24 protein-coding genes are annotated in these 24,596 nt (G+C 74.4%); 15 read left to right on the forward strand and 9 right to left on the reverse strand.

Annotated elements, in window-relative coordinates; translation table 11 throughout:
- Positions 1-75: 75 nt before the first annotated feature.
- From ABT092_RS03845 to ABT092_RS03855, 3 genes are all read right to left on the reverse strand, one after another.
- Positions 76-480, reverse strand: coding sequence for an ATP-binding protein (locus ABT092_RS03845; RefSeq protein ID WP_351239645.1), 405 nt, complete (start codon positions 478-480; stop codon positions 76-78).
- A 256-nt stretch (positions 481-736) separates the two neighbouring features.
- A complete protein-coding gene (locus tag ABT092_RS03850; protein WP_351239425.1) occupies positions 737-2,479 on the reverse strand; it encodes a pyruvate dehydrogenase in 1,743 nt (580 codons plus the stop codon).
- A gap of 135 nt (positions 2,480-2,614) precedes the next feature.
- A complete protein-coding gene (locus tag ABT092_RS03855) occupies positions 2,615-3,973 on the reverse strand; it encodes a protein phosphatase 2C domain-containing protein (protein ID WP_351239427.1) in 1,359 nt (452 codons plus the stop codon).
- 391 nt (positions 3,974-4,364) lie between these two features.
- Between ABT092_RS03855 and ABT092_RS03860 the strand changes: the two genes are divergently transcribed.
- Both ABT092_RS03860 and ABT092_RS03865 read left to right on the forward strand, forming a co-directional pair.
- A complete protein-coding gene (locus ABT092_RS03860) occupies positions 4,365-5,357 on the forward strand; it encodes a helix-turn-helix domain-containing protein (protein ID WP_351239429.1) in 993 nt (330 codons plus the stop codon).
- Positions 5,358-5,402: 45 nt separating this feature from the next.
- Positions 5,403-5,885, forward strand: a complete 483-nt coding sequence (locus ABT092_RS03865) for a DUF456 domain-containing protein (protein ID WP_351239431.1) — start codon at positions 5,403-5,405, stop codon at positions 5,883-5,885.
- A gap of 55 nt (positions 5,886-5,940) precedes the next feature.
- Here the strand turns inward: ABT092_RS03865 and ABT092_RS03870 are convergent, their stop codons facing one another.
- The gene (locus ABT092_RS03870) at positions 5,941-6,477 is read right to left on the reverse strand and encodes a methylated-DNA--[protein]-cysteine S-methyltransferase (protein ID WP_451362717.1); all 537 of its coding nucleotides are present in this window, start codon (positions 6,475-6,477) and stop codon (positions 5,941-5,943) included.
- 99 nt (positions 6,478-6,576) lie between these two features.
- The gene (gene rsgA / locus ABT092_RS03875; RefSeq protein ID WP_351239433.1) at positions 6,577-7,731 is read right to left on the reverse strand and encodes a ribosome small subunit-dependent GTPase A; all 1,155 of its coding nucleotides are present in this window, start codon (positions 7,729-7,731) and stop codon (positions 6,577-6,579) included.
- Positions 7,732-8,058: 327 nt separating this feature from the next.
- On the opposite strand from rsgA, the gene ABT092_RS03880 reads away from it, so the two are divergent.
- The 3 genes from ABT092_RS03880 to ABT092_RS03890 all read left to right on the forward strand — a co-directional run bounded on the left by ABT092_RS03880 (position 8,059) and on the right by ABT092_RS03890 (position 10,447).
- Positions 8,059-8,448 (forward strand): MerR family transcriptional regulator, encoded by a 390-nt coding sequence (locus tag ABT092_RS03880; protein ID WP_351239435.1) that lies wholly within the window; start codon positions 8,059-8,061, stop codon positions 8,446-8,448.
- A 122-nt stretch (positions 8,449-8,570) separates the two neighbouring features.
- Positions 8,571-9,809, forward strand: coding sequence for an MFS transporter (locus tag ABT092_RS03885; RefSeq protein ID WP_351239437.1), 1,239 nt, complete (start codon positions 8,571-8,573; stop codon positions 9,807-9,809).
- Between the two features lie 89 nt (positions 9,810-9,898).
- Complete coding sequence (locus ABT092_RS03890; RefSeq protein WP_351239439.1) at positions 9,899-10,447, forward strand: hypothetical protein; 549 nt, start codon at positions 9,899-9,901, stop codon at positions 10,445-10,447.
- Positions 10,448-10,495: 48 nt separating this feature from the next.
- On the opposite strand, the gene ABT092_RS03895 is transcribed toward ABT092_RS03890, so the two are convergent.
- Both ABT092_RS03895 and ABT092_RS03900 read right to left on the reverse strand, forming a co-directional pair.
- The gene (locus tag ABT092_RS03895) at positions 10,496-11,860 is read right to left on the reverse strand and encodes a radical SAM protein (RefSeq protein ID WP_351239441.1); all 1,365 of its coding nucleotides are present in this window, start codon (positions 11,858-11,860) and stop codon (positions 10,496-10,498) included.
- A 173-nt stretch (positions 11,861-12,033) separates the two neighbouring features.
- Positions 12,034-13,566: a carboxylesterase/lipase family protein gene (locus tag ABT092_RS03900; protein WP_351239443.1), complete on the reverse strand. Its 1,533-nt coding sequence runs from the start codon at positions 13,564-13,566 to the stop codon at positions 12,034-12,036.
- A gap of 151 nt (positions 13,567-13,717) precedes the next feature.
- Between ABT092_RS03900 and ABT092_RS03905 the strand changes: the two genes are divergently transcribed.
- Positions 13,718-14,110 carry a VOC family protein gene (locus ABT092_RS03905; protein ID WP_351239445.1) on the forward strand — a complete coding sequence of 131 codons (393 nt, stop codon included), beginning with the start codon at positions 13,718-13,720 and terminating at the stop codon, positions 14,108-14,110.
- Here ABT092_RS03905 and ABT092_RS03910 read toward each other — a convergent pair.
- Both ABT092_RS03910 and ABT092_RS03915 read right to left on the reverse strand, forming a co-directional pair.
- On the reverse strand, positions 14,044-14,832 hold the full coding sequence (locus ABT092_RS03910) for a helix-turn-helix domain-containing protein (protein WP_351239447.1): 789 nt from the start codon (positions 14,830-14,832) through the stop codon (positions 14,044-14,046). The genes ABT092_RS03905 and ABT092_RS03910 overlap by 67 nt on opposite strands.
- Entirely contained in the window at positions 14,829-16,115 is a 1,287-nt protein-coding gene (locus ABT092_RS03915; RefSeq protein ID WP_351239449.1) for a YihY/virulence factor BrkB family protein, read from the reverse strand. Before ABT092_RS03915 ends, ABT092_RS03910 begins: the two co-directional genes overlap by 4 nt.
- 17 nt (positions 16,116-16,132) lie before the next feature.
- On the opposite strand from ABT092_RS03915, the gene ABT092_RS03920 reads away from it, so the two are divergent.
- The 9 genes from ABT092_RS03920 to cysD all read left to right on the forward strand — a co-directional run bounded on the left by ABT092_RS03920 (position 16,133) and on the right by cysD (position 24,595).
- Complete coding sequence (locus tag ABT092_RS03920) at positions 16,133-17,791, forward strand: acyl-CoA dehydrogenase family protein (RefSeq protein WP_351239451.1); 1,659 nt, start codon at positions 16,133-16,135, stop codon at positions 17,789-17,791.
- Positions 17,792-18,041: 250 nt separating this feature from the next.
- Positions 18,042-19,379 (forward strand): helix-turn-helix domain-containing protein, encoded by a 1,338-nt coding sequence (locus ABT092_RS03925; RefSeq protein WP_351239453.1) that lies wholly within the window; start codon positions 18,042-18,044, stop codon positions 19,377-19,379.
- A complete protein-coding gene (locus ABT092_RS03930; protein ID WP_351239455.1) occupies positions 19,376-19,945 on the forward strand; it encodes a GNAT family N-acetyltransferase in 570 nt (189 codons plus the stop codon). Before ABT092_RS03925 ends, ABT092_RS03930 begins: the two co-directional genes overlap by 4 nt.
- A 161-nt stretch (positions 19,946-20,106) precedes the next feature.
- Entirely contained in the window at positions 20,107-20,190 is an 84-nt protein-coding gene (locus ABT092_RS03935; RefSeq protein WP_351239649.1) for a putative leader peptide, read from the forward strand.
- 218 nt (positions 20,191-20,408) lie between these two features.
- Complete coding sequence (locus ABT092_RS03940; RefSeq protein WP_351239457.1) at positions 20,409-22,118, forward strand: nitrite/sulfite reductase; 1,710 nt, start codon at positions 20,409-20,411, stop codon at positions 22,116-22,118.
- Positions 22,115-22,294 carry a hypothetical protein gene (locus tag ABT092_RS03945; RefSeq protein WP_351239459.1) on the forward strand — a complete coding sequence of 60 codons (180 nt, stop codon included), beginning with the start codon at positions 22,115-22,117 and terminating at the stop codon, positions 22,292-22,294. Before ABT092_RS03940 ends, ABT092_RS03945 begins: the two co-directional genes overlap by 4 nt.
- The gene (locus tag ABT092_RS03950) at positions 22,291-23,046 is read left to right on the forward strand and encodes a phosphoadenylyl-sulfate reductase (RefSeq protein ID WP_351239461.1); all 756 of its coding nucleotides are present in this window, start codon (positions 22,291-22,293) and stop codon (positions 23,044-23,046) included. The genes ABT092_RS03945 and ABT092_RS03950 overlap by 4 nt, the downstream gene beginning before the upstream one ends.
- Complete coding sequence (gene cysC, locus ABT092_RS03955) at positions 23,028-23,630, forward strand: adenylyl-sulfate kinase (RefSeq protein WP_502968382.1); 603 nt, start codon at positions 23,028-23,030, stop codon at positions 23,628-23,630. Before ABT092_RS03950 ends, cysC begins: the two co-directional genes overlap by 19 nt.
- A complete protein-coding gene (cysD, locus tag ABT092_RS03960; protein WP_351239465.1) occupies positions 23,627-24,595 on the forward strand; it encodes a sulfate adenylyltransferase subunit CysD in 969 nt (322 codons plus the stop codon). The genes cysC and cysD overlap by 4 nt, the downstream gene beginning before the upstream one ends.
- The last annotated feature ends 1 nt before the right edge of the window (position 24,596 follow it).

Below are 24,596 nucleotides of genomic sequence, written 5' to 3' on the forward strand. Positions count from 1 at the left end.
CCCGGCCACCGGATCGTTCCGGTGCGGGACCCTCACGGGGCGGTGGTACCGATGGGTGCCGCCGCCCCGCGGCCGTCAGGGGTGGCCGCTCTCCAACTCGAACCACACCGCCTTGCCGAAACCGTGGCCCCGCACCCCCCACCGGTCGGACAGCGACTCCACCAGCACCAGTCCGCGGCCGCCGGTTCCCTCGTGCGGCACCGGGACCCGTTTCTCGGGGCGTCTGCGGACGAAGTCCCGCACCTCCACCCGCAGTCGTCGCGGGTCGGCCGCCACCCGGAGGACGGCGGCGCGTTCGGTGTGCACGAGCGCGTTGGTGACCAGTTCGCTGGTGAGCAGTTCGGCGGTCTCCGCCTGTCCCGGCCGCCCCCAGTGGTCGAGGAGTTCCCGTACCGCGCGCCGGGACTCCGGTACCGCGCGCAGGTCCTCCGTCCGGGTGAACCGCCGCTTCAGCCGTCGCACTCTCGTCCGCCCCCTCATGGCCCCCGCCCCCATGGTCTGCCCGCCGCCTTCCGCGTCCTCGTGCGTGTGCGTCAACGTCCGCCGGTCGTCCGTGCCGTTCGGTTGCGACGGGGTCCGCACGACCTCTCGGCCCCCGTTACGGAATGCATGCCCGTACCGGTCCGGTGCACGCCTCCCGGGGTGGGCGGGGGTGTCGCGGTATGGCGTGCGCCCGGCGCACGGACGTGCGGGGGCGCGGGGCGCGGCGGATCGGGGCTCACGGGGGCGCAGGGGTTCACGGTCGGGGCACGTTACGGAGGTTGGAACGGGCCATCTGCACCATGCGGCCGACCCCGCCGTCCAGCACGATCTTGGAGGCGGAGAGCGCGAAGCCGGTCACCATGTCGGCGCTGATCTTCGGCGGGATGGAGAGGGCGTTGGGGTCGGTGACCACGTCCACCAGGGCGGGGCCCCGGTGCCGGAAGGCGGCCTTCAGGGCGCCCGGCAGGTCCTTGGGCTTCTCCACCCGCACCCCGTAGGCGCCGCAGGCGCGGGCGACGGCCGCGAAGTCCGGATTGCGGTTGTCGGTGCCGTAGGAGGGCAGCCCGGCCACCAGCATCTCCAACTCCACCATGCTGAGGGAGGAGTTGTTGAAGAGCACCACCTTGACCGGCAGGTCGTGCTGGACGAGGGTCAGGAAGTCGCCCATCAGCATGGCGAAGCCGCCGTCCCCGGACATCGAGACCACCTGCCGGTCGCGGTCGACGCACTGGGCGCCGATGGCCTGCGGCACCGCGTTGGCCATGGAGCCGTGCGAGAACGAGCCGATGATCCGGCGGCGCCCGTTGGGCGAGAGGTAGCGGGCGGCCCACACGTTGCACATCCCGGTGTCCACCGTGAACACCGCGTCCTCGGCGGCCAGGTCGTCCAGGACCGACGCCACGTACTCCGGGTGGATCGGCACGTGCTTGTCGACCTTGCGGGTGTACGCCTTGATGACGCCCTCCAGGGCGTCGGCGTGCTTCTTCAGCATCTTGTCCAGGAAGCGGCGGTTGCTCTTCTCCGCGACCCGCGGCAGCAGGCAGCGCAGGGTCTCCCGGACGTCCCCCCACACCGCGAGGTCCAGCTTGGAGCGACGTCCGAGCCGTTCCGGGCGCACGTCGACCTGCACGATCCGGGCCTTGTCCGGCAGGAAGGCGTTGTAGGGGAAGTCGGTGCCGAGCAGGATCAGCAGGTCGCACTCGTTGGTCGCCTCGTAGGCGGCCCCGTAGCCGAGCAGCCCGCTCATGCCCACGTCGTACGGGTTGTCGTACTGGATCCACTCTTTGCCGCGCAGGGCGTGTCCGACCGGGGACTTGATCCGGCCGGCCAGCTCCATCACCTCGGCGTGGGCCCCCGCGGTGCCGCTGCCGCAGAAGAGGGTGACCTTGTCCGCCGCGTCGATCATCCGGACCAGTCGGTCGATCTCCGCGTCCCCGGGGCGGACCGTGGGCCGGGAGGTGACCAGCGCGCTCTCGGCCGCCCGGTCGGGGGCGGGCTGTGCGGCGATGTCCCCGGGCAGCGACACCACGCTCACCCCGCCCTGCCCGACCGCGTGCTGCACGGCGGTCTGGAGCAGCCGGGGCATCTGCCGCGGGTTGGAGATGAGCTCGCTGTAGTGGCTGCACTCCCGGAAGAGCTGGTCCGGGTGGGTCTCCTGGAAGTAGCCGAGGCCGATCTCGCTGGACGGGATCTGGGAGGCCAGGGCGAGGACGGGCGCCATCGAGCGGTGGGCGTCGTAGAGCCCGTTGATCAGGTGCAGGTTGCCGGGCCCGCAGGAGCCCGCGCAGGCCGCGAGCCGTCCGGTGATCTGGGCCTCCGCACCCGCCGCGAAGGCCGCCGTCTCCTCGTGGCGGACGCTGACCCAGTCGATGTCCGGGTTCCGGCGGATGGCGTCGACCACCGGGTTGAGGCTGTCGCCCACCACCCCGTACAACCGCTGGACGCCCGCGCGGGTGAGGATGTCGACGAACTGCTCGGCGACGTTCTGCTTGGCCATGGCTCCACGTACCCCGTCCGTGCCTCGCGGGGCCGTTGCTGCGCCTCGTCCCCGCACGCCTGTTCCGGTCGTCAGCGCCCGTGCCCGTTTCCGGCCCGGGTATGCGTTGGGTCCATCAAGGCACAGGCCGCGGGGTTACGCCTCCCAGACCACCGCGGCCGTCCGGTCCTCGGCGTACCCCGTGACCCGGACGGTGGCGTCCGCCAGGAAGGCGGCGAGCCCCGGGGGCCCGTCCACCCAGCGGCCGGCGAGATGGGCCGCGAGGGCCTGCTCGGCGCGCAGCGGGACGGCGAGGCCCTCCGAGCAGAGCAGCAGGGCGTCCCCCGGGCGGGCGACGGAGGCGCGGAAGCGGAACGGGGCGCGGGGCGCCCCGAAGGGTTCCGGATCCAGCGGGCCCGGCGGGGTGACGGAGCGCGGGCCCGCGGGTGCCCGGTCCGGGTCGCCGGGCGGCGAGCCGAAACCGACGACCGGTTCGCCGGCGGTGTCGGTGACCCGCGGCTCGATGTCCTGCCACACCCCCTCGCGCAGGCGGAACAGCCCGCCGTCACCGACCCCGAAGAACACCCGCACCCGGCAGGCGGGATCGGCCGGGAGGAGCAGGCAGCGCAGGCTCAGCGCGTCCGCCGCGGCCTCGGTGGCCGCCCCCGGGAGGCCGGCCCGGAGGGTGCCGAGGCTGCGGTCGGTGAGCCGGTGCAGACCCGACTTCAACTCGCCCCGGCGGCTGGCGCGGAGGTCGGCGGCGAGCCGTTCGTGGCTGCGGCCGACGGCACCGGCGATGTGCTCGGCGGCGGCCCGTTGGGCGCCGGCCGGGCCGGCCCCGGTGGCCACGGCGACCAGGACCAGGGCGTCGTCCCCGGTGCCGAACCGGGCGGTCAGCAGGGCGTCCCGGCGGGTTGTGCCGCGGTGGCGGGCGGCGTCGCCCCGGGTGGAGACGGTCCGCAGGGTGCCGGTTCCGTACCGGGCGCCGTCCAGCACGGTGTCCGGGACCAGCTCGGCCAGGGCGTCCGGGTCGGCGGCGGGCAGGGCGGTCGGTTCCCCCTCGTGGGCGGGCGACCGGTCGCCCAGGTGCTCCACCGGGGGCGGCAGCGCCACCACGACCGGGGCGTCCTCCTCGCCGCCCCCGGTGCTGCGGCGTCCGAACCGGCCCAGCCGGAAGGTGCGCGGCTCGGAGACGGCGCCGCCGGGCTGCCAGGGCGGCCGCGGGGCCGCGTCCGGCGCCGCCGGACGGGACGGGGGCGGGACGGCGGGGGTCACCGGGGCGGGCGGCTCCACCGGTCCCGCCGAGGGCCCGGGGGTGGCGGTCGGTGCCGCACCGGCGGGCTCCGGGGCCTTCGCCCCCGCCTCGGCCGGGGCGGTGCGGTCGAGGTCCTGGGCGTCCTCCGCGCGCGCCGGGGGTGGGGCCGGCACCCGGGCCACTTGGGGCCACCCCGCGTACAGGTCGCCCCACCAATCGTCCTCCGGGCGGGCCGACGTCCGCTCCCCCTGCTGGCTCATGCCGACATTGTCCACGGCCGGCCGCGCCCGAAAACGGTCACTCAGAAAATCAGCCGACCTGGAAGGAGATGAATCGACAAAGCGAGCCACGCGCTGGAGCAGGTTCCGGTTCGGGACCGCCCTGATGGCGATCTCCCCAGGTCAGGACGGTACGCTCGGCCTCGGGGCGGCCCCGTGATCACGTACCCACAGGTGTTCCCCCCTTCCCCCTCGCCCGTGTGGTGCGGCTGGGTCCGCCCCTGCAAGTTGGCCGAAGTCCGCCCCTCCTGCCAGTGGAGCGCGTCCGGCCGACGCCGAGCGCCCCGGACCGGTCGCCCGCACCTTGCCGTCAGGGCGGGGGGTGCGGGGATGATGGGCGGTAACGGTGAACGCACGGGGAGGAAGCCGTCAGATGTTGTCCGCGCTGGGGCTGGACGAAGCCCATGAAGCGGCCTACCGCGCCCTGGTCTCCCTGGGCGCCGCCGACGTCCTCGACCTGGCCCGCAGGCTCCCGCTCGGCGAGGTGGCCACCGAACGGGCGCTGCGGCACCTGGAGCGGCACGGACTGGCCGCGCAGGCGTCCGGGCGCCCCGGACGCTGGGTGGCCGCACCCCCCGACGTGGCGCTCGGCGCCCTGCTGACCCGACGGCGGCACGAACTCGAACGGGCCGAGTCCTCGGCCGCGCTGCTCGCCCGGGAGTACCGGGCGCGCAGCAGCGAGCCCGGCGTGCACGAGCTGGTCGAGGTGGTCACCGGCCGTGCGGCCGTGGCCCAACGGTTCCTGCAACTCCAACTCGGTGCGGTCGAGGAGGTCTGCGCCCTGGTGACCGACGGCCCGATCGCCGGTGCGGACGCGGAGGAGGGGACCCGGGCGCGGGCCGCCGACCGCGGGGTGGCCTACCGGGTGGTGGTCGAGCACGAGGTGCTGACCCGGCCCACCGGGGTGCGGGACGTGAGCGCCGCCTTCGGCCGCGCCGAGGAGGTGCGGGTCGCCGAGCGGGTGCCCACCAGGCTGCTGATCGCGGACCGCTCGCTGGCGATGGTGCCGCTGTCGGAGCACGCCGACGAGCCCTCGGCGCTCGTCGTGCACGACTGCGCCCTGCTGGAGTCCCTGTACGGCCTCTTCGCCACGGTGTGGCGGCACGCCCGGCCGCTGCACCTGGGAGGGCCCCCGCACGAGCCCGAGGGACCGTCCGTGCCGGAGGTGCCGGACGGGACCGACCTGGCGATCCTGTCCCTGCTGCTGGCCGGGTTGACCGACGCCAGCGTGGCCAAGCAGCTCGACCTCGGTCTGCGCACCGTGCAGCGACGGGTGCGGGGGCTGATGGAACGCGCCGGGGTGACCACCCGGCTCCAGCTCGGCTGGCACGCCCGGGACCACGGCTGGGTGGGCCGCCCCCGCTGAACGCCCCGCCGGGCGCGCCGGCGCGCCCTCCGGCACGCTGGGCGGATGGGAGCGTGGGAACTCCTGCTGGTCGGCCTGGTGCTGCTGTTCGGCCTCTGCGGGGTGATGGTCCCGGGGGTGCCCGGGGCGTGGCTGGTGTGGGCGGGGCTGGCCTGGTGGGCGGTGCAGGACACCCGCACCGTGGCCTGGGCCGTGCTGGTCGGGGCGACCGCGGTGCTGTTGGCGGCCCAGACGGTGCGCTGGCTGCTGCCGCCCCGCCGGCTGCGGCACACCGCCGCCACCCGGCGGCTGGCCGGGTACGCGGGCGCGGGCTCGTTGCTGGGGTTCTGCCTGGTGCCCGTGGTGGGCGCGGTGCCGGGCTTCCTGGCGGGGATCTACTTCGGGGAGCGGATCCGGCTCGGCGGCCGCGGCGAGGCCCTGGCCTCCACCCGGACCGTGTTGCGGCTGGGCGGCTGGAACGTGCTCGTGGAGTGGTTCGCCTGCCTGCTGGTGATCGCGGCCTGGCTGGGGGTGCTGGTGTGGGGCTGAGCGCCCTTCGTGCCGCCGGCCCCACCCGTACGGAGCAGCGGGCCGGCGGGGTGCGTCAGTCGCCGGGCAGGGCTCCTTCGAGGGCGAGCAGACGGGTCTTGCGGTCGAGGCCGCCCGCGTAGCCGGTGAGGGAGCCGTCCGCGCCGATCACCCGGTGGCAGGGACGCACCACGAGCAACGGGTTGGCGCCGATCGCGCCGCCCACCGCGCGGACCGCCGCCCGGGAGGCCCCGATCTCGGCGGCGATCCGCCCGTAGGTGGTGGTGGCCCCGTACGGGACGGCGTCGAGGGCCTCCCAGACGCGGTGTCGGAACTCGGTGCCGGTGGGGCGCAGCGGGAGCGAGAAGGCGGTGAGTTCCCCGGCGAAGTAGGCGCCGAGCTGCTCGCGGGCCGCCCGGAACGGCTCCTCGGCGCGCCGGGGAGCCGGGCCCGGGGACCGGCCGCCTCGCTGTCCGGGGACGGACAGCGAGGTCAGTGCGCCGTCCTCGTCGGCGGTCAGCAGCAGCGTGCCCAGTGGACCGTCCACCGTGGTCCACAGCGGTTCGGCGGTCGGTCGGGGCGGGGTCGGGGTGCTCGTGCGTCGTTCCGTCACCCGTCCATTGTCCCGGGCGGCCCGCCCCGGGGCTGGCAGGAATCCGACACGGCGCCCGAGCGGCCCGGCGCCGGTGCGCCGGGCCGCTCGGCACCGCGGTCAGCCGCGGCCCTCGCGCTTGACCTGCTGGGCGGCCCGGCCGATCATCCCCCGGCGCCGGCCCTCGCGGCGCATCTCGACCCGGGCCCGGGCATCGGTCTTGGCGACGATGTACCGGTTCTCGCGCTGGAGCTTGCGGAAGCTGTCGAGGCGCCGTTCGGGCAGCGTCCCTCCGTCCACCGCGGCCTGCACCGCGCAGCCCGGTTCCCGCTGGTGCGCGCAGTCGTGGAAACGGCAGTCGCGGGCCAGTTCCTCGATCTCGGAGAAGACCTGGTCGACCCCGCTCCCGGCGTCCCAGAGCCCCACCCCCCGCAGCCCCGGGGTGTCGATGAGGGTGCCGCCCGCGGGGAGCACCAGCAGGTTGCGGGTGGTGGTGGTGTGGCGTCCCTTGCCGTCGACGTCCCGAGCGGCCTGGACCACTTGGGCCTCGGCGCCGAGCAGGGCGTTGGCCAGGGTGGACTTGCCCGCCCCGGACTGGCCGAGCAGCACGCCGGTGCCGCCGGCCACCACGGCGGCGAGCACGTCCAGTCCCTGACCGGTGGTGGCGCTGGCCGGGAGCACGGGCACGCCCGGTGCGCTGGTCTCCGCGTCCCGGACGAGATGGGCGAGGGTCACCGGGTCGGGGACGAGGTCGGCCTTGGTGAGGACCACGACGGGCCGTGCCCCGGACTCCCAGCCGAGGGCGAGGAGCCGTTCGATCCGGCCGAGGTCGAGTTCCACCGCGAGGGACACCGCGATGAGGACGGTGTCCACGTTGGCGGCGAGGATCTGGCCCTCGGACCGTTTGGAGGAGGTGGAGCGCACGAAGGCGGTGCGGCGCGGCAACAGGGTCCGCACGTACCGCGGATCGCCGCCGGCCGGGTCGACGGCGACCCAGTCGCCGGTGCAGACGACCTTCATCGGGTCACGGGGCACGACGAACTCGGTGTCGGCGCGCACCGTGCCCTCGGGCGCGAGGACGTCGCACAGTCCGCGGTCCACCCGGGCGACCCGGCCGGGCACCAGGCCGTGGGCGGCGTACGGGGCGAACGCGTCGGCCCAGTCCCGGTCCCAGCCGTACGGGGCGAGGGCGGCGTGGACGGCGTCGGCACGGCCGTCGGAGGATGCGGAAGGGCCGGACGGACCGGCAGAGGGGTCGAGCGGATTGCTGGACAAAACGGGGAAACCCTTCGGAGGGTGGCCCCGGCGGCGCGCTGCGCGCGGACGGATGGGTGTCAGCCGGAGACCACGGGAATGGGGAGGACGAACTCCTGCGTGCGGGCAGCGCCCGTGACCATGACCGTCACCACTGTCCTCACCTCCTGCTCCACCTCGACGGACCGACGAACCGCCGCCGGTGCGGGCACGACGCGGCGCCCTTCCGACGGAACGTCCGAAGGGTAGTCCCGCCGCGTGGCCGTCCGCCATCCATTTGTCGGCGACGCCCCTCGGCCGGGCGCCTGACGGCCGAGGTGGGATCCTGGCACCGGACGGAGGAGGAAGATGCGCATCGGGGAACTCGCGGAGCACATCGGGGCCAGCCCCCGCTCCCTGCGCTACTACGAGCAGCAGGGGTTGCTGGTGCCCGCCCGCAGCGACAACGGGTACCGGGAGTACGACGGGGCCGCCCTGGTACGGGCCCGCAACATCAAGGAGTTGCTCGACACCGGACTCACCACCGAGGACGTCCGCCACTACCTGGAACGCGGCTGCCTGGAGCGCCCGTTGACCGACGGACCGCGGTGCAGCGGGGAACTGGACACCGTGCGGCACCGGCTGGAGTCGCTGGACGACCGGATCTCGCGGCTCCGGGAACTACGGGACCGGCTGGTCCGGCACCAGGCGGAGGTGGAGGCGTCCCTCGGACCCCCGCCGCCCCCCGAAGCCCGATAGGCCGGGCGGCCCGCGACGTCCTTCGCGGGCCGGGCGCCGACGGCGCCACGGGCGGAACGCGGCCCCGGGTCGACCCCGCGGGGTTGACCTTGACACCGGTGTCAAGGTCCTACCGTCCCGCCATGGTTACCGACGTGAAGGAAACGCCCCGGCCGCGCGGGGCGGGCTGGCTCGTGTGTCTGCTGCTGACGACGTTCGTGATCGGCACCGACGACTTCGTCGTCGCGGGCGTGCTGCCCGAGATCGCCTCCGGACTCGACGTCAGCACCGCCGCCGCCGGACAGCTGGTCACCGTGTTCTCGGTGACCTACGCCCTGGCCGCGCCGCCGTTGGCGGTCGTCACCGCGCGGCTGCCCCGGAGACCGGTGATCGTGGGCGGGCTGGTCCTCTTCGCCCTCACCAACGTGCTCACCGCGCTCGCCCCCGACCACCCGACCCTGATGGCGCTGCGCGTGCTGACCGCGTTGATCGCCGCCGGCATCACCCCCGCGGTCTTCGCGACGGCCGGGCGGGCCGCCGCGCCGGAGCGGGTGGGACGGGCCATGGGCACGGTGGCCGCGGGGCTGACCGTCTCCCTCTTCGTCGGGGTGCCGGCCGGCACGCTGCTCTCCGCCGCCTTCGGCTGGCGCTCCACCTTCGTCGCCGTCGCCCTGCTGGGCCTCGCCGTCGCCCTCGCCTCCTGGCGGCTGCTGCCCGACCTGCCGGGCGCGCCCGGGATCGGAGTCGGTCGACAGGTGCGCGTCCTCACCCGCCCCGCGGTGCTGCTCGGGGTGGCCGGCACCGTGCTGGGGGCCTCCAGCGGGCTGATGACGTACACCTACATCGCCCCGCTCACCCGGGACCTGACCGGCCGCACCGGGGCGGTGCTCGCCCTGTTCATCGCCGTCATCGGGGTGTTCGGCGCCCTCGGCTCCTTCCTCTGCGGACGGCTCACGGACCGGTGGGGCGCGGACCGCACGCTGGTGGGGGCCTTCGGCGGGTCGGTGGCGGCCACGGCCGCGCTCGCCGTGACCGGTCTGCTGACCGACGAGGCCCCGGTCTGGGTGGTGCTGCTCTTCCTGGCCGGCTGGGGCTTCGCCGGCTGGGGGTTCAACCCGCCGATGAACACCCGTGCCCTGGCGCTGGCCCGGGGCGCGGAGGCGGAGGCCGTGGCGCTCAACACCAGCGGGCTCTACGTCGGCATCGCCCTCGCGGGGGCCGTCGGCGGCTGGGCGGTCTCCGCCCACGACGGCACCGGGGTGGCGGTGACCGCCACCGGGCTCGGGGTGGCGGCCGGCCTGCTGATCGTCGGCTCCGTCCGCCGCTACCCCAGCCGCCCCGCCGACGTCCCGTCCGGACCGCGCACCGGCTCCGGCCGGTAGATCACGGGAGGGTCAACTCCGCTCCGCGCGCCGCCCCGTTGACGCATCATGGGGGCAAGGGGGACAACCACCACGCACCGGGGGGAACCGTGCACCGTCGTGTCGTCGCCGTGCTGCTCACCGTGGGGCTGACCGCCCTGTCGGGCTGCGGCGCCGCCGAGGAGGAGACCGCGAAGCTGCCCGATCTGACGGGCAAGGGCCTCCAGTACGCGCAGGACGAGGCCCGGGAGGCCGGCTTCCGGCGGCTTGAGTCGCACGACGCGCTGGGGCGCGGGCGGCTCCAGGCGATGGACCGCAACTGGAAGGTGTGCGGGCAGACCCCGAAGCCGGGCACCCACCCCACAAAGACGAAGGTCGACTTCGCCGCGGTGAAGCTGGCGGAGCGGTGTCCGGGCGAGGACGGGGCGCCCCCGCGGACCGAGGACGCCCTGCCGGACTTCGTGGGCACCTCGGTGCGGGCCGCGCGGCAGTCGCTGGACAGCTCCGCCAGCCTGTCCGTCAAGGACGCGACCGGCGAGGGCCGCAAGGTGATCGTGGAGTCCAACTGGAAGGTGTGCGCCCAGCGGCCGAAGGCGGGCACGCCCTTCACGGGGCAGCCGATCGCACTGGACGCCGTGAAGTACGGCGAACGCTGCTGAGCACCGCCCCGGTCCCCGCGCGGGTCCGGGGCGGTCCGGCGCGCGGGCTCAGCCCTCCTCCGCCGCCTCCTGCGGGGCGAGGCTGTCCATGAAGGAGCTGACCGAGAACACGGCCCGGCCGGGTCCGGCGGGGCCGTAGCCGGGGGGCGAGGTCAGGCCGAACTCGTCCATCGTCGCGCGGTAGGACTCCAGCAGACGGATGTGGTACTCCAGCGGGGCGCCCTGCGGGTTGGCCTTGCCGAGCGGGGTGGTGGGCTCGGGGCACCAGGTGGTGAAGCGGGGCGTGATGCCGTGCGACATGAAGAACCGCAGGCCCTCGGTGGTGGAGGCGATGGCCTCGTCGACGGTGGTGAAGCCGAAGGGCTCCGCCATCTCGACGCCGGCGACGAAGTTCGGGATGACGTTGCGAGCGCCGAAGACGTCCGCGGAGTCCAGGATGCGGCGGTGCCACTCGTCGCGGCCCACGTACCTCTCCTTGCCGGGGCAGTAGAGCTCGAACAGCCGCCGGTCCCACACCTCGTAGTTGGGGTGGTAGATCTGCACCCCGTAGTCCTTGAAGCGCTGGACGTCGTCCTTGGGCAGCGCCTGGGCGACGACCTTGCCGATCCAGCGGCCGGGGAAGCGCTCCTCGATGGCCTTGGCGTAGTGGCCGTAGAAGTCCGCCTCGTCGCGGCCGGCGACCTTGGAGGTGACGGCTCCGCCGGTGAGGGTGTAGGCGGTGGAGGTGCGGGCCGTGTCGTAGGTGTCGATGATCTCCAGGGCCTCCAGCACCTCCGCCACGTCCTTGACGCCGGTGTAGGGACGGCCGGCGGCCTTGTGCTGGCGCCAGTTGTGGTTGATGTCGCAGTACTGGCACTCCTCCTTGGCGCCGAAGTACTGGCAGACCCGGAAGACCGTCAGGTAGATGAGGTAGCCCCACTGGATGGTCGGGGCGACCTCCATCACCGACTTCCCGCCGGCCAGGGCATGCCGGTAGTAGTCCGGCATGGGGGGCAGTCCGACGTCGGAGATCCGGTGTCCGTCGAGGTACAGCCCCAGCATGCCCTCGTCGTCGGCGGCCACCCGGTACGGGGAGGACGGGTTGACCCGGACCGACACCACCGTGCGGCGCAGGTCGTAGGGGCCGCCGGTGAGGACGATCTCCTCGGGCGGGCGGCGCAGCGCGGCGGCGCCCAGCTCGGGCAGGGTGCCGTGGTCGAAGGAGAAGATGAAGTACGACTTGGGCTTGACGTCACCGGTCGCCTCGTTGGCGGTGTCGCTGAGGGCGGACTCGTCGAAGGCCATGCCCCCGCGCAGCAGGTCCTCCTTGATGACCGCTTCCCGCGGGACGTGCGGGAAGCGTTCCATCAGGTCCTCGACCAGTTCGGTGCGGCGTACCGTGCCGTCCGCGGTGCCGGTGCCCGTGGTGCCCATCGTGTGTCTCCTCGCTCCCCGGCCGCGGAGGGTGTCTCCGGCGGGGCCCGGGTGTCGGGTCCCGCCGCTCTCGGTGCGTGCGTCCGGTCCTCCACCGTATGCCCCCGCCGGTGGCGGTTCGACGTGCCCCCGGGGCCGCGGGACGTAGGTCCGCAGGCGGAGCGGGCCCGGGCTCAGCCGGTGGCGGTCGGTGCGAGGGCGGGTTCGCCGGGGCCGGGTTCCTGCTCCCAGAGGGCGAACGCCCGGTCCCGGGGGCCGTGGAGCACCGCGCCGCCGGGTTCGGGGCCGAAGCGGCGCACCGGGTGCCGGGCGTCCCAGGCCGGCCACCCGGGGTCCCCGTGGGTGATGAAGCGCACCCAGGCCCCGTGCATCTCCCGGGCCAGCCAGCGCGGTGCGCCGGCCCCGGTGAGCTGGGCGGCCTCCGGTACGTCGACCGTGTCGAAGACGAAGCCCAACTCCAGTGCGTGGCAGGCCCCGAGTCCGGGCACCCCGGACGGCCAGGCGAACTCGTACAGGTGGGTGCGGGCGCCCGGAGCGGCGAGCCGGCGGACTTCCGCCAGCCGATGGACGGGGCGTCTCAGCAAGTGGTCGGTGACGACCTGGCCGACCACCTCGGCGGCGCCCGCCCCGGGCAGCAGGGCGCGGTAGCCGCGGACCACTCCCGGCCCGCCCCGGCAGCGGGCCTTCGCCCAGGCCAGGGCGAGGGGGCCGAGACGGTCGAACTGCTCGGCGAGACCGCTGGGGCCGAGCCACAGCAGGTGTTCCTGGGCGGTCCACCCCATCAGCAGGTCGATGCCCGCCGCACCGTCGCCGCGGGTGAGGGCCGTCATCGGGTCCTCGGGCACCAGGTCCCCGTCCACGACCACGCCGAAGGCGGCGCCGCCGAGCAGGGGGCTGGAGCGGCGGCCGGCCTCCCGTTGGGCGGCGAGCAGCGCGGCGGGGTCGACCCGGGCGAACGCCTCGGCGGTGGCGGGGACCTTCATCCGGGCGGCCATCCGGCGCACCATGCGGCGGACCCGGTCCCGTTCCACGGTCTGCGGCGGGCCGCTCTGGAGCACCGCGCGGTGGAACAGTCCGCGGGCGCGGGGGCTGGCCAGCAGCACCCCGATGCTGATGGCGCCCGCGGACTCGCCGAAGACGGTCACCCGGTCCGGGTCGCCGCCGAACGCGGCGACGTTGTCGCGCACCCATTCCAGGGCGGCGAGCTGGTCGCGCAATCCGGCGTTGGGCGGAGCGTCCGGGAAGAGTCCGTACCCTTCGACGCCCAGGCGGTAGTTGAAGGAGACCAGGACCACCCCGTCGCGGGCGAAGGCCAGCCCGTCGTACACCGGGAGCGCCGAGGACCCGCGGGTGAGGGAGCCGCCGTGCACCCACACCGCGACCGGCAGCCGGGCCGCCGGGTCGGGGTCCGGGGTCCAGACGTTCACGGTGAGCCAGTCGTCACCGGGGAGGGCCGGGTCGGCGAGGATGCGGGCGAAGGGTTCGCTGTAGGGGGGCTTGGGCGGGGTGGGGCCGAAGTCGGCAGCGTCGCGGACGCCGTCCCAGCGCTCGGGGGGCCGGGGCGGCCGGAAGCGGTGGGGGCCCTGCGGGGGCGCGGCGTAGGGGACGCCCTTGAAGACGGCGATCGGCCGCCCGGCCACGGTCGCGCGGCGTCCGCGCACCGTCCCGTGGACGGTGCTGACCTGCGGGTCCGATACCGCTGGCACCCGGCTCCCCTTTCGTCCCACCGGCCCCGCGCGCTGGCGGGGCGGACCTCCAGGGTGGACCAACCGGGCGGCCCGAGCCACCCGGGCGGGGGTCGCCCGGCTGTCCGATTCCTTCAAGACCGCGGGAGCGGGGTGGCCCTACTCTCGCCGCATGAACGCACGATTCGATCTGGTGAGCGTGGTCGTCTCCGACATGGCGGCGTCCGTGGCCTTCTACCGTCGCCTCGGTCTGGACTTCCCCGCGGGGTCCGAGGAGCTGCCGCACGCGGAGGCGGAGCTGCCCGGGGGGCTGCGGTTCGCCCTCGACACCGAGGAGACCATCCGCGGTTTCCTGCCCGAGTGGCACGGGGTCCCGGAGGGGCGGGTGGGCCTCGCCTTTCTCTGCGAGGGCGGTGCGCGGGGCGTCGACGACACCTATGCCGCGCTGCTCGCGGCCGGTCACCGGGGCGTGCGCGCCCCCTGGGACGCGCCCTGGGGTCAGCGGTACGCGCTGGTCGCCGACCCGGACGGCAACGGGGTGGACCTGTTCGCGCCGCTCGCCTGACCGTCCGACGCGGGCCCGGGGACGAGCCGGCCGAGGGTGGTGCCGGCCAGCGTGCGGGTCTCCCGGGCCAGGTGCGCCTGGTCCGCGTACCCGGCGGTCAGGGCGGCGTCCGTGCGGGCCGTGCCGGCCCGGACCAGGGCGAGGGCCCGTTGGAAGCGCAGCACCCGGGCCAGGGTCTTGGGCCCGTAGCCGAAGACCTCCAGGGACCTGCGGTGCAGCGCCCGGGCACCGAGGCCGACCTCGTCGGCGACCGCGCCCACGCTGCGGCCGGCGCGCAGCCCGGCCACGATCCCGGCCACCCGGGGGTCGTCGGGTCCGCCGGCCGCCCGGAGTCCGAGGGCGAGGGCGTCCAGGGCGGCCACCGGGTCGGGGGCCGCGGCGATCCGGTCGGCCAGGGCGCGGACGGTGCGGGCGGGCCAGAGGTCGGCCAGCTCCACCCGCTGGTCGCGCAGCGCCCGGGCGGGCACCCCGAGCACGGGGTGCGCGGTGCCGGGGGCGAACCGCACCCCGGCGTAGGGGGCGCTGCGGTCCGGGCGGTGCGGGCGGGTGTCGGGGCCGGCCACCCACAGCCGGCCCCCGCTCCACATCAGGTCCATGCACCCGTCGGGCAGGACCGTCCCGCCGGGCGAGGGGCCGCTGCTCCAGAGCGCCGCGCCGGGCACCCGGGCGGGTCGTTCCGCGTACCCGGTGCGCTCCGGCGGGCAGGGGAGGGTCGTGCTCAACGCCCGTGGCCGCCTCGGTGGCGCGGGTCGCCGGCGGTGGGGTCGTCGGGGTGCGGCGGCAGCGGCGGGACGCTGTCCGCGGGGCGCCGCAGGGGGGTCAGCAGGCGGGAGCTGACGTCCTCGGGCGGCAGGAACTTGGACCACCGCTCGGGGAACTCGGACGGCATCTCGGGGTCGTCGGAGTAGTCGGCGTAGTCCGCGTCGTCGGAGTAGCCGGTGGGGTCGACGACCTCGTGGCCGGTGCCGGGCAGGTCGGGGAAGACGGAGTACTGTTCGCCGCCGTGGCGGCGCCAGGCGGCGGCCCGGGCCACGTACTCGGCGATCTGCTCCTGCTTGGCCCGCTCCTGGGCGGCGCGGGCGGCGGCGGTGGCGACGGAGGGCCAGACCCGGTCGATGGCCGCGTTCACCGCGGCCCCGACGAGGACCGCGAAGGCGGAGACGCCGATCCACAGGAGCACGGCGACGGGCGCGGCGAGGGAGCCGTAGATGGTGGGGCCCTCGACGGTGTTGGTGAGGTAGATGCGGAGCAGGAAGCTGCCGAGCACCCACATGCCGAGGGCGACCAGGGCCCCGGGCACGTCCTCCACCCACGGGGAGCGCACCGGCACCGACACGTGGTAGAGCGTGGTCAGGAAGGCGACGGACAGCACGATCACCACGGGCCAGTAGAGCACTTGGACGACCGTGGTGGACCAGGGCACCACCTTCACCACCGCGTCGGGGCCGGCCACCAGCAGCGGCAGCGCGATCGAGCCGATCAGCAGCGCCACGATGAACAGCAGGAAGGACAGCAGCCGGGTCTTGACGATGCCCCGGGCGCCGTCCAGCCCGTACATGACGGTGATGGTGTCGATGAAGACGTTCACCGCGCGGGAGCCGGACCAGAGGGCGAACAGGAAGCCGAGGGAGATGACGTCGGGCCGGCCGCCCTCCATCACGTCGTCGAGGATCGGCCGGGCGATCTCGCTGACGCCCCGGTCGGACAGGACGGTGCGGGACGCCTCCAGGAGGTTGGACTCCAGGCTGGCGATGGTGGAGGCACCGGTCCAGGAGTCCACGTACCCGAGCAGTCCGACCAGGCTGAGCAGCAGCGGCGGCACGGACAGCAGGGTGAAGAAGGCGGCCTCGGCGGCGAGGCCCAGGATCCGGTACTCGATGCACGAGTTGACCGTGTCCTTGAGCAGGAGCCACGTGGTCCTGCGCTTGGAAACGTCCCGGTACAGGGCTTTGGCCCGATGGAGACGGCCGGCTGGCCGATCAGGTGTTTCGTTCGCCTCGTGCACCTCCTTACCGTAGCGGCATGGCAGCGCGCACTCACACCGTGACCAACCAGCCCCCACCCTTGACCGGGTATGACGTTTTCGCCGGTGACCTGGCACTTTGGGAGGCCGTCGGTCGCCACCTCGACCCCGCGCTGCTGCCGGAGGCGACCGCGGAGCTGTCGTTGCTCGGGCGGGCCGCGGGGTCGGCGCAGGTGCAGCGGTGGGGGGCGCTGGCGAACGAGAACCCGCCGCGGTTGCGGACCCACGACCGCTACGGCCACCGGGTCGACGAGGTGGAGTTCCACCCCTCCTGGCACCGGCTGTTGGGCAAGGGGGTCGGGGCGGGGCTGACGGCGGCCTGGACGACGCCGGGCGGGCACGTGCGGCGGGCGGCCGGGTTCCTGGTGTGGTCGCAGGTGGAGGCGGGGCACGGCTGCCCGTTGTCGATGACCCACGCCGCGGTGCCCGCGCTGCGCGCGGAACCGGCGCTGGCCGGGGTGTGGGAGCCGCGGCTCACCTCCCGTACCTACGACCCGGAGTTGCGGACCGCGGACCGGAAGGCCGGCGGCCTGTTCGGCATGGCCATGACGGAGAAGCAGGGCGGCAGCGACGTGCGGTCCAACGCGACGGTCGCCCGCCCGCTCGCCGAACCGGGCGCGTACGAGCTGACCGGGCACAAGTGGTTCTGCTCGGCGCCGATGTCCGACGGGTTCCTGGTGCTGGCCCGGGCCCCCGAGGGGCTGAGCTGCTTCCTGGTGCCCCGGGTGCTGCCCGACGGGACGCGGAACCCGTTCGCGATCCAACGGCTCAAGGACAAGCTCGGCAACAGGTCCAACGCCTCCGCGGAGGTCGAGTTCGACGGCACCCTGGCGCACCGGGTCGGGGACGAGGGGCGCGGGGTGCGCACCATCATCGGGATGGTGGCGGCGACCCGGCTGGACTGCGTCCTCGGGTCGGCGGCGCTGATGCGGCAGGCGGTCGCCCAGGCGGTGCACCACGTCACCTACCGGGAGGCGTTCGGCGGGCCGCTGGTCGACAAGCCGCTGATGCGCAACGTCCTCGCCGACCTCGCGGTGGAGTCCGAGGCGGCGACGGTGCTGGGGCTGCGGCTCGCGGCGGCTTACGACGCGGCGCAGGACCCCGGGGCGCCCGGTGCGGCGGCCGAGCGGGCGCTGCTGCGGCTCGCGGTGCCGGTCGCCAAGTACTGGGTCACCAAGCGCTGCACCCCGCTGGTGGCGGAGGCCCTGGAGTGCCTGGGCGGCAACGGGTACGTCGAGGAGTCCGGGATGCCGCGGCTGCTGCGGGAGTCGCCGCTGAACTCGATCTGGGAGGGCTCGGGCAACGTCCAGGCGCTGGACGTGCTGCGGGCCCTGCAACGGGAGCCGGAGGCGCTCAACGCGTTCCTGGTGGAGGTGGGGCGGGCGAGGGGCGCCGACGACCGGCTGGACCGGGCGATCCGGGACCTGCTCGCGGAGTTGGCCGACCTGGCGGCCCTGGAGGCGCGGGCGCGGCGGGTGGTGGAGCGGATGGCGCTGGTGCTCCAGGGCGCGCTGTTGGTGCGGTTCGCACCGCCCGCGGTGGCCGACGTGTTCTGCTCCTCGCGGCTCGCCCGCGACTGGGGCGGCGCCTTCGGCACCCTCGCCCCCACCCTCGACCTGGCGTCGGTGGTGGAGCGGGCGCGTCCGCAGCCGCACTGAGGACAGGTCGCGGGGGTGGTGCCGCGCCGACACGGCGCCACCCCCGCTACGGCCCCGTGGTGCGGAGCGGGCGCCGAACGTGCGGCGCCGCGCCCAGCTTTGAGCACGTCACGGCCGTCTGCCAGAGTTGCAGGGGGTTGCAGCACCCCGGCCGAGCGGCGCGCTCACCCCGCCGGGCACCATGGAAGCGCACGCACCCGTGAAGGGTGCGGTACGCGCGGGCGGTGCGTGAACGGGAGGGCTTGTGGTGATGCCGTCGACCATCGAGGGGGCGCGGCTGGCGGCCATGGACCCGGAGCGGGCCGCGCGGCTGTTGCGGGAGGTCCACGAGGCGACGCTGAGGGGCGGTGCGGCGCAGGCCGCGCCGCGGCCGGTGATCGGCGAGTCCTGGACCCGGGCGGTGCGCGACGGGATCGACCCGGAGCGGGACTGTCGGGGGGCGCTGCTGAGCGGGGAGCAGTTGGCGGACCGGCGGCGCCGCTCGCCGCTGGGCCGGGTGCTGCCGCTGCTGCGCGAGGTGCTCGGGCCGGTGACCGGCGAGTCCCGGTCGATCCTCACCGTCTGCGACGCGGAGGGCCGGGTGCTGTGGCGGGAGGGCCATCCGTCGGTGCTGCGCCAGGCGGACCTGCTGGGGTGCGTCCCCGGGGCGGACTGGAGCGAGGCCGCCGTCGCCACCAACGGGGTGGGCACCCCGCTGGTGGTCCGCCGGCCGGTGCGGGTGCACTCGGCTGAGCACTACGTCCGCGCCCAGCACCCGTGGACCTGCGCGGGCGCACCGGTGTCCGACCCGCGCAACGGTCGGCTGTTGGGCGCGGTGGTGGTGAGCGGGCCGTACGGGACCCAGCACCCGGCCACCCTGGCGCTGGTGTCCTCGGTGGCGAAGCTGGCGGAGTCCGGGCTGCGCGAGGAGCACCTGACGGGCCTGGGCCGGCTGCGGTCGGCGGCGGCGCCGGTGCTGGCCCGGGTCGGCGGGCGGGCCCTGGCGGTGGACCGGGACGGCTGGACCGCGGGGGTGGTGGGGATGGCGCCGGTGGACCGGGTGGCCCTGCCCCGCGGGCTGGGGCAGGGCCGGGCCTGGCTGCCCTCGCTGGGCGACTGCCTGGTGGAGCCGTTGCCGGACGGGTGGCTGATCAGGGTGGCGGAGCCGGGGGACCCGGCCGCCACCCGGGTGCGGCTGGACCTCTCCGAGCCGCGGCGCTGGCAGGTGACGGTCTCCGGCGGTTCCGGGGACTGGACGCACGAGCTCACGCCGCGGCACGCCGAGTTGCTGTACCTGTTGGCGGTGCACCGCCCGGGCCGCAGCGCGGGGGAGCTGGCCCGGGCGGTGTTCGGGGACGGCGGGAGGACCGTGACGGTGCGGGCCGAGGTCTCCCGGATGCGCCGGTACCTGGGCGGGCTGCTCCACCACCGCCCCTACCGGTTTCGGGAGGACGTGGCGGTCGAGGTGGCGCTGCCGGAGCGCCGCTGCGACCTGCTCCCCCATTCGACGGCCCCGGAGGTCCGCTCGCCGGGCGCGGGACGAGGGGCGGACGGGGCCGCCGGGCGAGGGTCGGACGGGCCCGGGGCACTCCGTACCCTGGGCCCATGAGCATCACCGTGACCACCTGGTCCCTGGAACAGACCTCGCCGGGCGACCTGATCCCCGCGAAGGAGCCGGAGGGCGACGTCCGGATCGTCCGGGCCGAGGTCCCCTCCCCGGAGTTCAGCCGGTTCCTGTACACCGCGGTGGGCGGGGACATCCGCTGGACGGACCGGCTCCCCCTGCCGTACGCCGCGTGGCGGGAGCAGATGGAGCGGCCGGGCACCGAGACCTGGGTGGCGTACGACCGGGGCACCCCGGCGGGGTACGTGGAGTTGGCGACCGGGGGCGAGGGCACGGTGGAGATCGTGTACTTCGGTCTGCTGCCCGCCTTCCGGGGGCGCCGGATCGGGGGCCATCTGCTGACCCTCGGCACGGCCCGGGCCTGGGACCTGGCGTCCCGCTGGCCGGACCTGCCGCCCACCCGCCGGGTGTGGCTCCACACCTGTAGCAAGGACGGCGTCCACGCGATGGACAACTACCTGCGGCGGGGATTCCGCCTCTTCGACACCGCGGTGGCCGAGGAGCCCGAGGTGGCGACCCCGGGGCCGTGGCCGGGCGCCGGGCCCTGCTGAAACGGCGCTGGACGGCGGGGCGTTCCCTCCCCCGTCGACCGTTTCGCCCCCCTGTCATCCCGCTGTGACCAAGAACACTCTTGTCTCGTGATGCGAGACGAGAGTGTCCACATATCGGATTACGCTAGACCGGTCCGACGCCCCCGTGCCACGCTTCCGTCATGTCTTCAGCTGGAATTGCCTTGGTGAGTCGACGCCACGTCGACCTCGTTCGCGTGTCCAGCGCCATCTGTCCGGCGCGCTGACCGCCCTCAGCACCGCCGCACGTTTCACCCTGCCGCCCCCCAGCCCCTCAGCGTCCTCCGCCCCGCCGAACGGCTTCGTCCCCATCGGACCACGCCGGGGTGCGGTCGACGCTCCCCCCTGACTGCGCAGTGCCGCGCACGGACGCCCGCACCCTCCGTGCTGTTCCCGTATGCGCAGGTAAGAGCCGCTTCCCTGCCTGTCCGAAGGACGTATTCCCATGGTCTCCTCGGCTTCGACGCCGCCGCAGAAGCCCGCCGCAGCCGCGGCCCGCCGCAAGGTGGGTCGTCACCGGGGCGAAGGCCAGTGGGCCAAGGGCCACTTCACCCCGCTCAACGGCAACGAGCAGTTCAAGAAGGACGACGACGGTCTCAACGTGCGGACGCGCATTGAGACGATCTACTCCCGTACGGGCTTCGACTCGATCGACCCCAACGACCTGCGCGGCCGGATGCGTTGGTGGGGTCTGTACACCCAGCGCAAGCCCGGCATCGACGGCGGCAAGACCGCGGTGCTGGCGCCGGAGGAGTTGGACGACAAGTACTTCATGCTGCGCGTCCGCATCGACGGCGGTCGGCTCAGCACCGAACAACTGCGGGTGGTCGGCGAGATCTCCCAGGAGTTCGCGCGCGGCACGGCCGACATCACCGACCGGCAGAACGTGCAGTACCACTGGATCCGCATCGAGGACGTGCCCGAGATCTGGCGCCGGCTGGAGGGCGTGGGCCTGTCCACCACCGAGGCGTGCGGTGACACCCCCCGGGTGATCCTGGGCTCCCCCGTCGCGGGCATCGCCGAGGACGAGATCATCGACGGCACCCCGGCCATCGACGAGATCTACCGCCGGATCGTCGGCAACAAGGACTTCTCCAACCTCCCCCGCAAGTTCAAGTCCGCGATCTCCGGCTCCCCCCTGCTGGACGTCGCCCACGAGATCAACGACATCGCCTTCGTCGGGGTGCACCACCCCGAACTCGGCCCCGGCTTCGACCTGTGGGTCGGCGGCGGGCTCTCCACCAACCCCAAGCTCGGGGTGCGTCTGGGCGCCTGGGTGTCCCTGGACGACGTGCCCGACGTCTACGAGGGCGTCATCGGCATCTTCCGCGACTACGGCTTCCGCCGACTGCGCAACCGCGCCCGGCTCAAGTTCCTCGTCGCCGACTGGGGCCCGGAGAAGTTCCGTCAGGTGCTGGAGGACGAGTACCTGCTGCGCAAGTTGGCCGACGGTCCCGCGCCCGAGCAGCCCGTGCAGCAGTGGCGCGACCACGTCGGCGTCCACCGCCAGCGGGACGGCCGCTACTACGTCGGCTTCGCGCCCCGGGTCGGCCGGGTGGACGGCACCATCCTCACCAAGATCGCCCAGATCGCCGAGGACCACGGCAGCGGCCGGCTGCGCACCACCGCCGAACAGAAGATGATCGTCCTCGACATCACCGAGGACAAGGTCGACTCGGTGGTGGCCGCCCTGGAGGCCATGGACCTGCGGGTCACCCCCTCCCCCTTCCGGCGCGGCACGATGGCCTGCACCGGCATCGAGTACTGCAAGCTGGCGATCGTCGAGACCAAGGCGCGCGCCTCCTCCCTCATCGACGAACTGGAGCGCCGCCTCCCGGAGTTCGACGAGCCGATCACCATCAACCTCAACGGCTGCCCCAACGCCTGCGCCCGCATCCAGGTCGCGGACATCGGCCTCAAGGGGCAACTCGTCCTCGACGACGACGGCAACCAGGTCGAGGGCTACCAGGTGCACCTCGGCGGCGCGCTCGGCCTGGAGGCCGGCTTCGGCCGCAAGGTGCGCGGACTAAAGGTCACCTCCGCCGAACTGCCGGACTACGTCGAGCGGGTGGTGCGCCGCTTCGAGGCCGAGCGCGAGGACGGCGAGCGCTTCGCCGCCTGGGTCGCGCGCGCCTCGGAGGAGGCGCTGTCATGAGCGAGCGCGCCGCCCCCTTCCACTGCCCCTACTGCGGGGACGAGGACCTCCGTCCGAACGAACAGGGCCACGGGGCCTGGGAATGCGCGGCCTGCAACCGAGCCTTTCAGTTGAAGTTCCTCGGGTTGCTCGCCCGGGGGCTCCAGCGACAGGACCTCGGAGGGGACACGACATGACCGCCACCGACACCACCGCACCGCACGCCTCGGACGACCACCATCCGGGCGCCCCGGACGAAGCCCGTGCAGCCGAACTCCGCGACCTCGCCGAGCGGGCCGGACGCGAACTGGAGGACGCGTCCGCCCTGGAGATCGTGGGCTGGGCGGCCGGCACCTTCGGCGACCGCTTCTGCGTGACCTCCTCGATGGAGGACGCGGTCGTCGCCCACCTCGCCTCCCGGGCCCTGCCCGGCGTGGACGTGGTCTTCCTCGACACCGGCTACCACTTCCCGGAGACCATCGGGACCCGGGACGCCGTCGAGGCCGTGATGGACGTCAACGTCATCACCCTGACGCCCCGTCAGACGGTGGCGGAGCAGGACGCCCAGTACGGGCCGCGGCTGCACGACCGGGACCCCGACCGGTGCTGCGCCCTGCGCAAGCTCGCCCCCCTCCAGCAGGGGTTGACCCGCTACGAGGCGTGGGCGACCGGACTGCGCCGCGACGAGTCCCCCACCCGGGCGAACACCCCGGTCGTCGGCTGGGACGCGAGGCGCCGCAAGGTCAAGGTCTCCCCCATCGCCCGCTGGACCCAGGACGACGTGGACCGCTACGTCGCCGAACACGGCGTGCTCACCAATCCGTTGCTCATGGACGGCTACGCCTCCGTGGGGTGCGCCCCCTGCACCCGCCGGGTCCTCGAAGGCGAGGACGCCCGCGCCGGCCGTTGGGCCGGCCGGGGCAAGACCGAATGCGGGCTGCACGGATGACCGCGCCCCGACACCCCCACCAGGAAACCGAGAATGCCGAGGAGACTCACGTGAGCGGAGCCACGGTCTGGCTCACGGGCCTGCCCAGCGCGGGCAAGACGACGATCGCGTACGAACTGGCCGGACGGCTGCGCGCGGAGGGCCACCGGGTCGAGGTGCTCGACGGCGACGAGATCCGGGAGTTCCTCTCCGCCGGCCTCGGCTTCGACCGGGCCGACCGCCACACCAACGTGCAGCGCATCGGCTTCGTCGCCGAACTCCTCGCCCGCAACGGCGTCCTCGTCCTCGTTCCGGTGATCGCGCCCTACGCCGACAGCCGCACCGCGGTGCGCGAGCGCCACGCCAAGACGGACACCGCCTACGTCGAGGTGCACGTGGCCACCCCGGTGGACGTGTGCGCGGTGCGCGACGTCAAGGGCCTGTACGCCAAGCAGGCCGCCGGCGAGATATCCGGGCTCACCGGCGTCGACGACCCCTACGAGGAGCCCATCGCACCGGACCTGCGGATCGAGTCGCAGGATCAGAGCGTCCAGGAGTCCGCCGCGGCGCTGCACGCGCTGCTCACCGAGAGGGGTCTGGCATGACGGCGACCACCGCCACCACCCGCGACGGCGACGAGCTCCGTCCGCGCTCCGCGCCGGGCGCCAGGAGCCCCTACGCGCTGACCCACCTGGACGCGTTGGAGTCCGAGGCCGTCCACATCTTCCGCGAGGTGGCCGGCGAGTTCGAGCGGCCGGTGATCCTGTTCTCCGGCGGCAAGGACTCCATCGTCATGCTGCACCTGGCGCTGAAGGCGTTCGCCCCCGCGCCCGTCCCGTTCACCCTGCTGCACGTGGACACCGGACACAACTTCCCCGAGGTCCTGGAGTACCGCGACCGGGCGGTGGCCCGGCACGGCCTGCGGCTGCACGTCGCCTCGGTGCAGGACTACATCGACCGGGGCGTGCTGCGCGAGCGGCCCGACGGCACCCGCAACCCGCTCCAGACCGTGCCGCTCACCGAGGCGATCCAACAGCACCGGTTCGACGCGGTGTTCGGCGGCGGGCGACGCGACGAGGAGAAGGCCCGCGCCAAGGAGCGGGTGTTCTCGCTGCGCGACGAGTTCTCCCAGTGGGACCCGCGCCGCCAGCGGCCCGAGCTGTGGCAGCTCTACAACGGACGGCACGCCCCCGGCGAGCACGTGCGGGTGTTCCCGCTCTCCAACTGGACCGAGTTGGACGTCTGGCAGTACATCGCCCGGGAGTCCATCGAACTGCCCGAGATCTACTTCGCGCACGAGCGCGAGGTGTTCCCGCGCTCCGGGATGTGGCTGACCGCGGGCGACTGGGGCGGCCCGAAGGCCGGCGAGCCCGTCGAGACGCGCCTGGTGCGCTACCGCACGGTGGGCGACATGTCCTGCACCGGTGCCGTCGACTCGGACGCCACCACGCTGGAGGCCGTGATCGCGGAGATCGCCGCGTCCCGGCTGACCGAGCGGGGGGCCACCCGCGCCGACGACAAGCTGTCCGAGGCCGCGATGGAAGACCGCAAGCGCGAGGGGTACTTCTAGC

The sequence above is a fragment of the Streptomyces sp. NPDC002490 genome (assembly GCF_040296045.1).
Classification (GTDB): domain Bacteria; phylum Actinomycetota; class Actinomycetes; order Streptomycetales; family Streptomycetaceae; genus Streptomyces.